12 protein-coding genes are annotated in these 12,566 nt (G+C 67.5%); 4 read left to right on the forward strand and 8 right to left on the reverse strand.

The window, feature by feature from the left end:
* Positions 1 to 30 precede the first annotated feature (30 nt).
* The 3 genes from HUW53_RS11675 to HUW53_RS11685 are packed head-to-tail and all read right to left on the reverse strand — an operon-like array spanning position 31 to position 3,469.
* The gene (locus HUW53_RS11675) at positions 31 to 1,653 is read right to left on the reverse strand and encodes a rhodanese-related sulfurtransferase (RefSeq protein WP_237345941.1); all 1,623 of its coding nucleotides are present in this window, start codon (positions 1,651 to 1,653) and stop codon (positions 31 to 33) included.
* 3 nt (positions 1,654 to 1,656) lie between these two features.
* Positions 1,657 to 2,307 carry a cysteine dioxygenase family protein gene (locus HUW53_RS11680; protein ID WP_237345942.1) on the reverse strand — a complete coding sequence of 217 codons (651 nt, stop codon included), beginning with the start codon at positions 2,305 to 2,307 and terminating at the stop codon, positions 1,657 to 1,659.
* 40 nt (positions 2,308 to 2,347) lie between these two features.
* Positions 2,348 to 3,469 (reverse strand): LLM class flavin-dependent oxidoreductase, encoded by a 1,122-nt coding sequence (locus HUW53_RS11685; RefSeq protein ID WP_237345943.1) that lies wholly within the window; start codon positions 3,467 to 3,469, stop codon positions 2,348 to 2,350.
* A 279-nt stretch (positions 3,470 to 3,748) separates the two neighbouring features.
* Here HUW53_RS11685 and HUW53_RS11690 point away from each other — a divergent pair, with 279 nt between their 5' ends.
* A complete protein-coding gene (locus HUW53_RS11690) occupies positions 3,749 to 4,540 on the forward strand; it encodes a class II aldolase/adducin family protein (RefSeq protein WP_237345944.1) in 792 nt (263 codons plus the stop codon).
* Between the two features lie 81 nt (positions 4,541 to 4,621).
* Here the strand turns inward: HUW53_RS11690 and HUW53_RS11695 are convergent, their stop codons facing one another.
* Positions 4,622 to 5,674 (reverse strand): ketopantoate reductase family protein, encoded by a 1,053-nt coding sequence (locus HUW53_RS11695; RefSeq protein WP_237345945.1) that lies wholly within the window; start codon positions 5,672 to 5,674, stop codon positions 4,622 to 4,624.
* A 209-nt stretch (positions 5,675 to 5,883) separates the two neighbouring features.
* On the opposite strand from HUW53_RS11695, the gene HUW53_RS11700 reads away from it, so the two are divergent.
* Both HUW53_RS11700 and HUW53_RS11705 read left to right on the forward strand, forming a co-directional pair.
* Entirely contained in the window at positions 5,884 to 6,855 is a 972-nt protein-coding gene (locus tag HUW53_RS11700; protein ID WP_237346027.1) for an aliphatic sulfonate ABC transporter substrate-binding protein, read from the forward strand.
* Positions 6,856 to 6,898: 43 nt separating this feature from the next.
* Positions 6,899 to 8,230, forward strand: coding sequence for an LLM class flavin-dependent oxidoreductase (locus HUW53_RS11705; RefSeq protein WP_237345946.1), 1,332 nt, complete (start codon positions 6,899 to 6,901; stop codon positions 8,228 to 8,230).
* Positions 8,231 to 8,240: 10 nt separating this feature from the next.
* On the opposite strand, the gene HUW53_RS11710 is transcribed toward HUW53_RS11705, so the two are convergent.
* The 4 genes from HUW53_RS11710 to HUW53_RS11725 all read right to left on the reverse strand — a co-directional run bounded on the left by HUW53_RS11710 (position 8,241) and on the right by HUW53_RS11725 (position 11,543).
* Complete coding sequence (locus HUW53_RS11710; RefSeq protein ID WP_237345947.1) at positions 8,241 to 8,624, reverse strand: tetratricopeptide repeat protein; 384 nt, start codon at positions 8,622 to 8,624, stop codon at positions 8,241 to 8,243.
* Positions 8,625 to 8,695: 71 nt separating this feature from the next.
* The gene (locus HUW53_RS11715; RefSeq protein ID WP_237345948.1) at positions 8,696 to 9,481 is read right to left on the reverse strand and encodes an ABC transporter ATP-binding protein; all 786 of its coding nucleotides are present in this window, start codon (positions 9,479 to 9,481) and stop codon (positions 8,696 to 8,698) included.
* A 20-nt stretch (positions 9,482 to 9,501) separates the two neighbouring features.
* Positions 9,502 to 10,353: an ABC transporter permease gene (locus HUW53_RS11720; RefSeq protein WP_203194124.1), complete on the reverse strand. Its 852-nt coding sequence runs from the start codon at positions 10,351 to 10,353 to the stop codon at positions 9,502 to 9,504.
* An 86-nt stretch (positions 10,354 to 10,439) separates the two neighbouring features.
* Positions 10,440 to 11,543 carry an ABC transporter substrate-binding protein gene (locus HUW53_RS11725; RefSeq protein ID WP_237345949.1) on the reverse strand — a complete coding sequence of 368 codons (1,104 nt, stop codon included), beginning with the start codon at positions 11,541 to 11,543 and terminating at the stop codon, positions 10,440 to 10,442.
* A gap of 218 nt (positions 11,544 to 11,761) precedes the next feature.
* Between HUW53_RS11725 and HUW53_RS11730 the strand changes: the two genes are divergently transcribed.
* Positions 11,762 to 12,556, forward strand: a complete 795-nt coding sequence (locus HUW53_RS11730) for a transporter substrate-binding domain-containing protein (protein ID WP_237345950.1) — start codon at positions 11,762 to 11,764, stop codon at positions 12,554 to 12,556.
* Positions 12,557 to 12,566: the final 10 nt, after the last annotated feature.

Here is a 12,566-nt window from a genome sequence, read left to right on the forward strand (position 1 = left end):
TTGGCTGGCCACAGGCCCGCCGGCTTCCCCTCAGACGACCCGGAAGTGATGCGTGCCGTCGCGGGCGAGCTGGGCGACGAGGCCGAACTCCCAGTCCAGATAGGCCTGCATGGCCGACCGCGGCGCCTCCGTCCCCTCATATGGCCGGCGATAGCGATCCGTCCGCGGCACGGCTAGGTGGATTTCGCCCTGTTCCAGCGCATGGTCGGCCGCGTGCCAGGCGGCATTCCCGCCGTCGAGGGCGGCAACGTCCACGGAGGGACCGAGAATTTCGGCGAGGTCCGCCGTGGCGAAGCGGGCCAGGATGCCGGTGCCGCAGGTGACGACATAGCGCCGTGCCGAAGGCAGGGTCTTGAGCGCATCCGCAAGCTGCGCGCGGATGGCGAACCAGGAGCCGGGGACGTGCCCGCGGAGATAATCAACGCCGGGCGACACGTCGATGATCTGAAGGGAGCCGGGATCGCCCTGTGCCGCATCCAGCGCCTGGACCAACGCGGCGGCGGTGACGAGCGGCACCTCCGGCATCGCGGGCCGGTTGGGCGGAGCTGCGCCGATCGCGGTAAGGGCCTCGGCGGGAACGCCCTCCAGAAAATGCACCTCCCAGCCCATCTGGGCGAGCCAGGAGCCGGTCATGGGCGCGCGTACATCGTCCGTGTCGAAGAGCACGAAGCGGGCGCCGCGCACCGGGGCGTGGTGGTCCGTCTCTTGTACTAGCTGGCCGCCCGGCGCGCTGAGGAAGCCGGGCAGATGGCCCGCCTCATATTCCTCGGGCGTCCGGACATCGAGCAGATAGGTGGTGCGCGCAGCACTGGCGAAGTCGGCCAGCGCCGAATAGGGAAGGGGTTGAACCCCCGCCCGCGCGGCGACGGCCCTGGCATCTTCGCGCGCGGCGGCGCGGGTGGCGGCCGTCGGTTCCGGCGGTCGGCGTTCGGCGCCGCGGTCCAGCTCTTGTCCGGCGAGGAGCCAGCCGATGGTGCCGTTGCGCAACGCGGCCACGGGGTTCGGTAGGCCGGCATTCACGAGCGACTGGGTGCCGATGATGGAGCGGGTGCGGCCGGCGCAGTTCACAACCACACGCGTGGCGGGATCGGGCGCCAACTCCCGCACCCTGAGCACCAGTTCCGCGCCCGGCACGCTGGTGGCGGTGGGGATGCTCATGGTGCGGTATTCGTCGAAGCGCCGGGCGTCCACCACCACCACATCGGCCTTGTCGGCGATCAGCCGCGACACCTCCTCGGCGGAGAGGGAGGGCGTATGCCGCTCGTGCTCCACCAGTTCGCCGAAGGACTTGGAGGGCACGTTCACGTCGCGGAAAAGTTCCCCTCCGGCCGTACGCCAGCCTTCGAGGCCGCCCTCCAGTAGATGAACAGCAGTGTAGCCCAGCGCGATGAACTTGCGCGCGGCCTGCGGCGCAAGATCCTCGCCGGCGTGTCTGCCGTAGAGCACCAGCACCGTGTCCCGGCGCGGGATGCGGCGGAACGCGTCAAGCTCGATGCGGGACAGGGGCAGGTTGGCGGCCCAGAGCGGGTGCTCCTGCGCGAAGGGGTCTTCCTCCCGCACGTCGAGAAGGGCGGTCTCCTGCCGCCCTAATAGCCGTGCCCGCACCTCTTCGAAGGACAGGGAAGGGAAGGTGGCAACCTCGATATAGGTCATGGGTCACGCGCTCCTTCGGCCTTCCTTGGACCGGTCCCAGAGATTGGGCAGGGTGGTGTTGCTATAGCCGGAAACGAAGGGCTTGCGCGGCCCGTCCTCCGGATAGGTGTGGCGATGGACCCCGCCGATATTGGCCCCATATACATGGATGGAGATGGAGACCCGATCGTCGAAGGCGTTGCTGACCCGGTGCAGGTCGCCAATGGTCGGGGAGACCGCGGCGACGGCGCCGGGCTCGAGCCGGTCCGGATCGCCGGAGGGGACCGGACGGCCGGCGGCGTCGAGCGCGAATGGCTGGTTGTATTCGGCGCCCCTGAGCATGCCGATGAGGCCCCAGACCGTGTGATCGTGGATCGGCGTCTTCTGCCCCGGCCCCCAGACGAAGCTGACGATGGAGAAGCGCTCCGTCGAATCCGCGTGCAGCAGATATTGCTGGTAGTAGGTGGGGTGGGGCGCCGCGAAGGCCTCCGGTAGCCAATCGTCCCGTGCCACCAGCCTCGCGAGCAGGGCGGAGCCTTCCTCCCGGATGCGGGCCTCGTCGGGGCTTTGGTCGAGCAGGGTGCCGAAGGCGACGACGAAGTCGCGCAGCGGCGCGATGGCCGGCGTTTCGGCAGGCACTGGAGCCGGCAAGGGCAAGGCGGCGGGGACTGTCATGGCAGCGGGACCGTCTGGTATCGCGAGGGAGGGGCGGTGCTTATTCGGCGGCGGTGCGGGCCGCCGCACGCTCGGCGATGACCGCCCGTGCCCGCGGCAGCAGGTCCCGGCCATAGTCGATGGCATCCACCAGCGGATCGAAGCCGCGGATGAGGAACTTGGAGATGCCGAGGTCGAAATAGTCGCCGATGGCCTCGGCCACCTGGTCCGGTGTGCCGACAAGGCCGGTGGAATTGCCGCTGGCGCCGGTGAGGGCGGCGATCTCGGTCCACAGATACTTGTCGAGGCGTGGGCCCCGGGCCGCGGCCTCCAGCAGGCGCCGCGAGCCCTCATTGGTCGGCGGGGCGTTGCCGTCGGAAAGCTTGCGCACGTTGAAGGGAGAGCGTCCATCCCCGCCGCCGGACCGCAGGGCCCTGGCGCGGGCGAGGATGTCGGCGGCCTTGGCCCAGGCGGCCTCCTCGGTGTCGGCGATGACCGGGCGAAGCGACAGGCTGAATTCCGGCGTGCGTCCGTGGGCCGCCGCGGCGCCGCGCACGCGTCCCACCAGCTCGCGCACCTGATCGTAGGTTTCGCCCCACAGCGCGTAGACATCCGCATGGCGTGCGGCCACCGCGATGGCTGCGGGGGAGGCGCCGCCGAAGAACACCGGGATGCCCTCCGCCCGCACCGGCTTCACGTCGCCGAAGCCTTTCTGGATGGAATAATACGTACCCTCGAAATCGAACGGCTCCGCGCTGGTCCATTCGCGGCGCAGCACCTCGATATATTCCGCCGTGCGGGCGTAGCGCTCGTCCTTGGTGAGGTGGTCGCCGTCCTGGGCGAGCTCGGCATCACTGCCGCCGGTGATGATGTGGACCGCGAGCCGCCCCCGCGAGAACTGGTCGAGGGTCGCAAGTTGCCGGGCCGCGAGCGTCGGGGCGGTGAAGCCCGGGCGGTGGGCGATCATCAGCTTGATGCGGGAGGTCACGCTCGCCGCGTGCTGGCCGATGAGGATGCTCTCGGCCGAATTGGAATTGACCGCCACCAGCGCCCGGTCGAAGCCGACGTATTCGTGCGCCTTGGCCACGGTCTCGATGTGGTCCACGTCGAGAGCCGGGCCGGTGCGCCGCACCGCCTCGGAATTGTTGAAATGGCCGATGTAGCCGATGAATTCAACGCTCATGGGATGGGTGTCCGGCTGGCGGCGGAGGGCTCGGGCGTGCCCGGAAGCGCCGTGTGATGGCACATTGTAAATCTAATACATAGATATTATCAATTTTAAATTCCCCGTGGCCGAAGCCCCCGCCGCGCGTCCCCAGCTTGCTGGGACCACGGCGCGAATGGCGCGGAACGCAGGGCTTTCCGGCTTTCGCCCCGACGCCCGCACGGAGCCCGAAGAGCTGCACGTCCAGCCTGCACAAACCGGTGCAGTACGTTTCATCCCCAGACAGGAGACATGTTGATGTCCACCGCCACCGCCCTGAAGCTGCCACCGCAGCATCGACCCGATATTTCTCCGGAGGAATGGCAAGCCCGGCTGGATCTGGCCGCGGCCTATCGCCTGGGCGCCCGCTTCGGCTGGACCGATCTTCTGGGTACCCATTTCTCGCTGCGCGTGCCGGGCACCAGGGATCAGTATCTGGTGAACCCCTATGGCCTGTTATTCGAGGAGATCACCGCCTCCTTGCTGGTGAAGATCGACCTGTCGGGCAAGCTGCTGAGCGGCGCCGAGCACGGCGTCAATCCGGCCGCGGACAGGATCCACGGCGCCATCTATGCCGCCAACCCGGACATTGCCTCCGTCATCCACCTGCATTCGGTGGACGGCACGGCGGTCTCCATCCAGAAGGACGGGCTTCTGCCCATCTCCCAGAACGCGCTGATCATCCTCGGGCGAACCCGCTACTACACATACGGCGGGCTGGACCTCGACGACGACGAGTGCTCCAAGCTGACGGCGGCGCTGGGCGACGGGCGCATCCTCATCATGCGCAACCACGGCATCCTCACCACCGGGCGCACCATCGGGGAAAGCTTTTCCTGGATGTTCCGGCTGGAGAAGGCCGCGAAGATCCAGATCGCCGCCCTCGCCGGCGGGCGCGAGCTGACGCCGGTCGATCCGCAGGTGGTGGAACGCACGGTGGCCCGTGGCGCCCGCTCCTACACGGACGACCATTGGTCGCCCGGCGCGCGGATCGAGTGGGCGGCCTTCCGCCGCAAGATCGACCGGGAAGATCCCGGCTACGCGCAATAGGCCGGAACACCCCGCCGCCGGCGGGGCGTCCCTCTTGCGGCTACCGGCGCTCCGCCACCGGGCGGGGCGCTCTTCTTCCGGCTACTGGCGGCCCGCCGCGGCCGCGAGCAGCAGGGGCAGCAGGATGTCGAGCGTGGGCGTGGGCACGCCGGCCTCACGGGCGAGATCCTGCACGGCGCTGAGCTGGGCGTCGGTTTCCAGCGGCCGGCCCGCCTCCATGTCCTGCAGCATGGACGAGCGATGGCTGGTCCGCGACATGCGCTCGAACCGGGCTTCCGAATCGTCCGGCAGATGGATGCCCTGGGCCGCGGCCACCGCCAGCCCTTCCCGGTAGAGGCCGAGATAGATGGGGCGCAGCCGCGCATCGGCGGCGATCTGGTCCCCGCCCAGTCGCGTCAGCGCCCCGATGGGCGAGTTCGCGAGATTGACGAGCAGCTTGCGCCAGACTTCCGTGCGGATTTTGTCGGTCGCCTCCGCCCCGGCGGGGGCAAGGCGCGTGACCACGGCCGCGAGCCGGGGCGACAGGCTGTCGTCCGGCTCGCCGAGGATGAGGCGGTGGTCGGTTCCGAGGTGCGTGACCTCGCCCGGCGCCGTCACCGTATTCGAGGAATAGATGACGCCGCCGATGGCGCCCTCAGGGCCGACGCCACGCCACAGGCTGCCGTCCGGATCGAGCCGCGCAAGGCTGGCGCCGTCGTTCGCGCCTTTGCCGCGATAGCGGTACCACCAGGGCAGGCCGTTCGCCACATAGACCACGGGCGCCTTGCCGCCTGTCAGATGCGCCAGCGCGGCGGCCGCCGCGGGCAGGGCGTGGGCCTTGGCTGTGGTGATGACAAGGTCCTGCACCGGCAGCGCGAACGGATCGTCGCTCGCCGCGACGGGCGCGACGATTTCCACGCCCTGGCTGCGCAGCTTCAGCCCATCGCGGCGCACCGCTTCCACCGTCGCCGGGCGCGCGACAATGCTCACGTCGACACCGGCCGCGCCGAGCTTGGCGGCGATATGCCCGCCGATGGCACCGGCGCCCAACACGCAAATCCTGTCTGTCATCTCATCATCTCGCATGGTCGCGGCAAGGTACGGCGGGCGATCAAGGCCGTCGCGCGACAGGCGGCGGCGGGTCAGCTCCGTCATGCCGAGTCATATTTGCATAAAGTCGATTGATAAAGTACATATTACCTCAATGCAGCACCGCGCGGGCCGTGGGCTGGACCGCAATGCCCTCCGATCGCACCCTTTTCCGAGGCGGGCGCCGGTGCCGTCCGCATGCGGGTGCTGCCATCCCCCACGAGGTGACGAACGTGTCTTCTGCCCGCCATTCCCTGTTTCGCCGCCTGCGCTCCATGTCTCTTTCCGGTCTGTACCGGCACCTGGCTGCCGGCCTCGCCCTGACCCTGACCCTGGCGCTGGCGACCGCTGCCGCGGCGGCTGACGCGCCGACCAAGGTGCGCATCGGCTACCAGCGCTCGTCCACTCTCATCACCGTGCTGAAGACCAATGGCACGCTGGAGAAGGCGCTTGAGCCGCTGGGCGTCGAGGTGACGTGGCACGAATTCACCAGCGGCCTGCCGTTGCTAGAGGCGGTGAATGTCGGCGCCATCGATTTTTCCGCGGACGTGGCCGATACCGTGCCCGTCTTCGCCCAGGCCGCGGGCGCAAAGCTCGTCTATGTGGCGGAGGAGGCGCCCTCGCCCTCGGCCCAGGCGATCCTCGTCCCGGCCAACTCGCCCATCACCACGGTGGAGCAGCTGAAGGGCAAGAAGGTCGGTGTTACCAAGGGCGCGGGCAGCCATTATCTGCTGCTCGTAGCGCTGGCCAAGGCGGGACTCTCCATCCGCGACATCACCCCCGCCTATCTCACCCCCGCCGACGCCCGCGCCGCCTTCGTCAGCGGCAATCTGGACGCCTGGGTGGCCTGGGACCCGTTCCTCGCCAGCACGCAGGCCCAGTCCGGCGCGCGTGTGCTTGCCGACGGCACCGGACTTGCCAACTACAAGCGCTATTACCTGACCACGGAGGATTTCTCGAAGCGCGGTGGCAAGGTGCTGGACGTGCTGTTCGAGCGCCTCAAGGCCACAGGTGAATGGGTGAAGGCCAATCCCAGCCCCGCCGCCGAAATCCTCGCGGGCCTCTGGGGCATCGACGCGCCGACCGTGGAAAAGGCCAATGCGCGCCGGTCCTACAAGGTGGGTCCTGTGACGCGGGCCGGGCTTGCGGAGCAGCAGAAGATTGCCGATGTCTTCTTCGCCGAGGGTGTTCTGCCGAAGAAGGTCGACGCCTCCGACGCCGCCATCTGGGCGCCGGCCACTCCCTGATCGGGCGCGCGCCGCTTCTGCCCCGTCCCTATCGAGAGACCTGATGCCCGCACAGCGCCGCCTGCACCTCGGGGCCTTCATGCGCCCCGTCAGCATCCATACGGGTGCCTGGCGCTATCCGGGCGCGTTCCCCGATGCCAATTTCAACATCGCCCACCTGCGCCGGTTCATCCGCAAGCTGGAGGAGGGCAAGTTCGACGCCTTCTTCATGGCGGATCACCTCGCCGTGCTCAACATGCCCATCGAGGCACTGAAGCGCAGCCATACGGTCACATCCTTCGAGCCCTTTACCCTGCTGTCTGCCTTCGCCGGGGCGACGGAGCGTATCGGCCTCGTGGGCACCGCCTCCACCACATTCGATGCGCCGTTCCACATCGCCCGCCGCTTCGCGTCGCTGGACCATATCTCCGGTGGCCGGGCAGGGTGGAATATCGTCACCACCTCCAATCCCGATGCCGCGCTCAATTTCGGGCACGATGAGCAGACGGAGCACGCGGCCCGCTATCGCCGGGCCCGCGAGTTCTACGAGGTCGTGACGGGCCTGTGGGACAGCTTCGCCGACGATGCCTTCGTGCGGGACACGGCCTCAGGGTTCTATTTCGATCCGGAGCGGATGCATGTGCTCGACCACAAGGGAGAGCATTTCTCGGTACGCGGACCGCTCAACATCGCCCGCCCGGTGCAGGGCTGGCCGGTGATCGTCCAGGCGGGCGCATCCGATGACGGGCGGCAACTGGCGGCGGAAACGGCGGAGGTGGTGTTCACCGCGGTCAATTCCATCGAGGCTGGCCGGGCCTTCTATACGGACGTGAAGGCGCGTGTGGAGAAGGCCGGCCGCAGCCGCGACCATCTCAAGATCCTTCCTGGCGCGCTGGTCGTGGTGGGCGACAGCCTCGATGAGGCGCGCGAGACGCGTGCTCGCCTCGACGGCCTGGTGCACGAGGCAAGCGCCATCGCCGCCCTCTCCATCGCGCTCGGCGTGGACGCTTCAAGCTTCGACCCGGATGGGCCGCTGCCCGAAGTCCCGCACACCAATGCCAGCAAGAGCGGGCGCGAGCGGGCCATTGCCTTGGCGCGGGCGGAAAATCTCACCGTGCGCCAGCTGGCGCAGCGCCTCGGCGGCTATGGTGGGCTCTCCTTCGTGGGAACGCCGCAGACCATCGCGGATGCCATGGAGGAATGGCTCGTCACCGAGGGCTCGGACGGGTTCAACGTCATGTTCCCGTTCGTGCCCGAAGGTCTCGATGCCTTCGTGGACAAAGTGGTGCCGGAGTTGCAGCGGCGCGGCATCTTCCGGCGGGATTACGAGGGCACCACGCTGCGCGAGCACCTCGGTTTGCCGCGCCCGCCCAATCGCTTTTTCCCGGACGCCTGAGCGATGTCCCTCAGGAATTGCGTCCGGCTGCAATGAGGGCCTTGCGAAGCTTTTCATGCTCCTCGCAGCCCGATGGGAAGCACAGGAGCCGCAGAAGCTCGAGGTTCTTTTCGGCGCCCTTGAAGTCGCCGATGGCGATGAACAGCTCCCCCTGATACTCGATCGCCGGGCGGTGCACCGGGTCGTAGAATAGGGCCTCCTTGTACCAGCGCGCCGCCGCGTCGTAGCGCTTCAGATTGCGGTTGGCGAAGCCGAGCAGGTTGTAGAGGTCGGCGTGCCGCACCGTGGCTGTGAGAGGTTCGAGCAGGGCCAGCGCCCGTTCGTAGTCCCCGGCATAGAGCGCGGCGCGGCTCTCCGAGAGGTCCGGCAGGTCGGTGGACGGCGCAGTGTCCATGGCCCGCGCCGGGCTCGCAGCGGCAAGGATCGTCAGCGCTAGCAGGGCTGCGGCGAAACGTATTCCGGTCTTCATGCGGCGCGGGTGGCGGTCTTGCCGCCATCCTCTCCCATGGCTGTGAGGATACGTCGCTTGAGGGCCACGAAGGCCGGGTCCGCGCGATCGCGCGGGAAGGGAAGGTCGATATCCAGCGTCTCGACGATGCGTCCGGGCTTGGCGGCCATCACCACGACCTTGTTGCTGAGGAAGACGGCCTCCTCCACATCGTGGGTGACGAGGATCATGGTGACGCCCTCGACCTCCCAGATGCGTTGGATCTCGTCCTGAAGGTGGATGCGGGTGAGGGCGTCGAGGGCCCCCAGCGGCTCATCCAGCAGCAGGATTTCTGGGCGGCTGGCGAGGCCCCGTGCAATGGCGGCGCGCTGCGCCATGCCGCCCGAAAGCTCGTGCGGATAGGCCTTCTCGAAGCCGGACAGCCCCACCAGCGCGATATGCTCGCGCACGGCAAGGTCCTTCTCCGCCCGCGTCCAGCCGGAGTTTTCCAGGCTCAGGCCGATGTTCTGCTCCAGCGTCAGCCACGGCAGCAGGCGATGATCCTGGAAGACGATGCCACGGCTGAGCGCGGTACCGACGATGCGTTTGTCGTTCAGCTCGATCTCGCCCTTGTAGTCATAATCGAGGCCGATGATGAGCCGCAGCAGGGTGGACTTGCCGCAGCCCGAAGGGCCGACAATGGTGACGAAGGCGCCGGGCTCCACGTCCAGGTTCACGCGCGACAGCACGTTCACCAGCGGGCGGCCGGGGAGCGAATAGGTCTTGGAAACGTTGCGGATGGTAAGGTGTCCGGGCGTGGCCATGGTTTTTCCCTTCGTCCGGCTCAGCCGTCGTAGCCCTGCTTCCACTTCAGCACGCGCTTCTGCGCGAGGAACATCGAGCGGTCGATGGCGAAGCCCACAAGGCCGATGATGACCATGCAGACAAGCAACTGGTCTGTGAGCAGCAGGCCTTGGGCGCGGAAGATGAGGAAGCCGAGGCCCTCAAGGCCGGAGAGCCCCTCCGCCACCACCACGAGGGCCCAGGCGAGGCCCGCCGCATAGCGCAGCGAGACCATGATGGACGGCATGGCGGCGGGCAGGATCACCTTGCGGATGAGCTGCCAACGGGTGAGCGTGAGCACCTTGGCGAGTTCGATATAGTTTTTCTCCACGTTGCGGATACCCTGCAACGTATTGAGGAACACTGGGAAGAAGACGGACTTGGCGATGACTAGGATCTTCGCCGGCGCGCCGATGCCGAGCCAGAGCACGATGAGCGGCAGCCAGGCGATGCCCGGGATATGGCGGATCGTATCGAAGGTGGGGCCGAAGAATTCCTCGACCTTGCGCGACAGCCCGGCGGCGATGCCGAGCAGGAGCGCGGCGGCCGATCCATAGATGAAGGCCTGCCCGACGATGTTGATGGAGGCGAGGAAGTCGAAAGCCAGCTTCTGCTTGGTCAGCATCTTCCAGAATGCCGTCACCACCGTGAGGGGGGCGGGCAGAAAGACCGGATCGATCCATTTGTAGGTCGCCGCCGTCTGCCACAGGACCAGGATGATGAAAGGCAGAATGAAGCCGGTGAGGTTGGGCAGCTGAAGCCCGCGCCGACCGGGGGCTTCGGCGTGCGCCGGCAAGTCCACGGTGGCCGCTTCGACCGCCGCGGCCTCGATGGTGTCGGATGTGTGGGACATGCTGAGGCATCCGGCTGGAAACGAGAGGAATTAAGGACGTCGCCGCCGGGATTGGGTCCCGGCGGTTGAGTTCAGGCCGGATCCGATCAGTTGTAGATCGAGTATTCGCCGCCGGCGAAGAAGCGCCCGTCGATGAAGGCGTCGATCTGTGCCTCGGTGAGGCTGCGTTCGGCGAGAATGTCGTCGCCATTGGCCACGTACCAAGCCTGGAACGTCTTGATGGCGTTGCGGGCGCGGTCGGCATTGGGCTCGCCGGCCATGAACTCCCATTCGCCCGCATGGCTGATCTGGAACTTCGCCACTTCAACGGGCACGCGGGTCTTATCGGCGACGATCTCGGCCGCCTCGTCCACATGGTCGTAGGTCCATTCGCGGGTGCGCTCGCGCGCGGCGAGGAAGGCTTTGACCACCTGCGGATACTTGTTCACGAAATCGCGCCGGGCGAAGTAGGTGACGCGGCCGGCATTGTTCACATACACGCCGTCGTCGGGCGAGCGGCCGATCACCTTCAGCTTGCCGGAGAGCCACGCTCCAGCGAAGGCCCCGGCGGCCAGGTGCGCCGTGGTCGCGTCCGTCGCGCCGGTGAGGACGGATGTGATGGCGACAGCCGAATTGTCGATGGACGTGTAGCGGATCCGGCCCTGCTTTTCTCTGGAATCGAACGGCAGGCCGGCCTTGGTTGTCATCTCGAACGGCGAGGACCAGTAGCAGGAGATGCGGCTCGATCCGAACTTCTTGCCGTCGAGATCGGCCACCGAGTTGATCTTGTCATTGTCGGCACGGGCCAGAATGGGCGCGCGATAGCGGTTGGAGGGCTCGGACGCCCAGATGACCACGCCGTCGAGGCCATTCGCGCGGTGCACGGTGGCCGGATAGATCATGCGCTGGGCGATGGCGATGGCGCCGTTGTTCACCGCCGCGGATTCGGCGCCCACGAGGTCGGCGCCGCCGGAGGCGATGAGGTTCACCTTTTTGACGCCGATCCGGTCGAACTCGTCTTTGAAGATGCCCTTCTCCTGCGCGATCACCGTCCAGGGCGTCAGCTGCAGGTTGATGGCGGTCAGCGGCTCGTCGGCGCGGGCGGCCGGGCTGCCGCCGGAGAGCGACGTCGCCAGAAGGGCGGAAGCGGCAAGCGCGGAGAAGACGAGGGCGCGGCCGGTCCGGGATGTCGGCAGGGATAGGCGGGGCATGGATCTCTCCCGAAGGATGGTAAGCGGGGCGGGGCACCGATCAGGCGCCCGCTTGCAATTTTGATATAATCGAGCGATTTTATAGAAAATATCAAGCGGTGTTTTGCCCGGTGCTGGCGCCGCAAGCACCCCGCTCGCCCTCGATCCAATCATTTCAAGGGATTGCCAAGCCAATGGCCCGGATCCACCGGCCTCCTCTGTTCATCGCGGCGATTGTCGTGGCGGCGTTAGCCGGCGCGCTTGCCTCCGCCTTGCTCCTCGTCGCGCCGCGGGGCGCAGATGCCCACGCCAACAACCGGGTGGGTGGGACGCTCCGCATCGGCGTCGGCTGGCTGTCGCCTCCGGAGACTCCGGACATGCGGCTCTATGCCGAGGAGGGATTCGATCTGGACCTTGCGGCCGGGATCGCGCGGGGAATGGGCGCCCGTCTGGAACTCGTCCTCGTGGCGCCGGATGACGCCTTGCTGGCTCTTGCCTCAGGTGATGTCGATCTCGTGGTGGCCCGCGCCGGAGCCGGAGACGGGTTGAGACGGCGTGCCCGGATTGTCGAGACGGGCTTTGAATCCGGGCTGAGCATCGCCATGCGGTCGGACCGTCCGCTTGCGTCCTGGGCGGATCTGAAGGGCCGGGTTGTCTGCGCCTCAGAGGCCAACCACCACGGTCGCGACCTCGCCCAACGCCTCGGCGCAACAGTGAAAGTCGAGCGGGCGCCGGCTGTTGCGCTGATGCATGTGCGGACCGGCGAGTGCGATGCCGCCATCCACGACCAGGTACTGCTCGATCCCTTGTTCACCAAGCTCTCGTGGCAGAAATTCTCCGCGACCCTGCCGGCTGTGGAGCCTACGTCCCTGGTGGTCGCCGTCTCGCCCGGAAATGCTGATCTGGCTCAAGCGGTTGCGGGCGCGCTCAGGGATGGGACGAGCCCGGAGCGGTGGCGGCAACGACGGGAGAAATGGGCGTCTACCGTCTCGTTCGAAGTCTATCGCGACCAGGTGGCGGCGGACTGCCATTGAGGTTCGGTCG

The organism is Xanthobacter agilis (assembly GCF_021730435.1).
GTDB classification, from domain to species: Bacteria; Pseudomonadota; Alphaproteobacteria; order Rhizobiales; family Xanthobacteraceae; genus Xanthobacter; species Xanthobacter agilis.

Coding starts and splice junctions, on each gene's coding strand:
- HUW53_RS11685 (WP_237345943.1), bottom strand. CDS start 3,469: ATGAGCGTTGAATTCATCGGCTACATCGGCCATTTCAACAATTCCGAG.
- HUW53_RS11675 (WP_237345941.1), bottom strand. CDS start 1,653: ATGACCTATATCGAGGTTGCCACCTTCCCTTCCCTGTCCTTCGAAGAG.
- HUW53_RS11695 (WP_237345945.1), bottom strand. CDS start 5,674: ATGACGGAGCTGACCCGCCGCCGCCTGTCGCGCGACGGCCTTGATCGC.
- HUW53_RS11690 (WP_237345944.1), top strand. CDS start 3,749: ATGTCCACCGCCACCGCCCTGAAGCTGCCACCGCAGCATCGACCCGAT.
- HUW53_RS11725 (WP_237345949.1), bottom strand. CDS start 11,543: ATGCCCCGCCTATCCCTGCCGACATCCCGGACCGGCCGCGCCCTCGTC.
- HUW53_RS11705 (WP_237345946.1), top strand. CDS start 6,899: ATGCCCGCACAGCGCCGCCTGCACCTCGGGGCCTTCATGCGCCCCGTC.
- HUW53_RS11720 (WP_203194124.1), bottom strand. CDS start 10,353: ATGTCCCACACATCCGACACCATCGAGGCCGCGGCGGTCGAAGCGGCC.
- HUW53_RS11715 (WP_237345948.1), bottom strand. CDS start 9,481: ATGGCCACGCCCGGACACCTTACCATCCGCAACGTTTCCAAGACCTAT.
- HUW53_RS11710 (WP_237345947.1), bottom strand. CDS start 8,624: ATGGACACTGCGCCGTCCACCGACCTGCCGGACCTCTCGGAGAGCCGC.
- HUW53_RS11680 (WP_237345942.1), bottom strand. CDS start 2,307: ATGACAGTCCCCGCCGCCTTGCCCTTGCCGGCTCCAGTGCCTGCCGAA.
- HUW53_RS11700 (WP_237346027.1), top strand. CDS start 5,884: ATGTCTCTTTCCGGTCTGTACCGGCACCTGGCTGCCGGCCTCGCCCTG.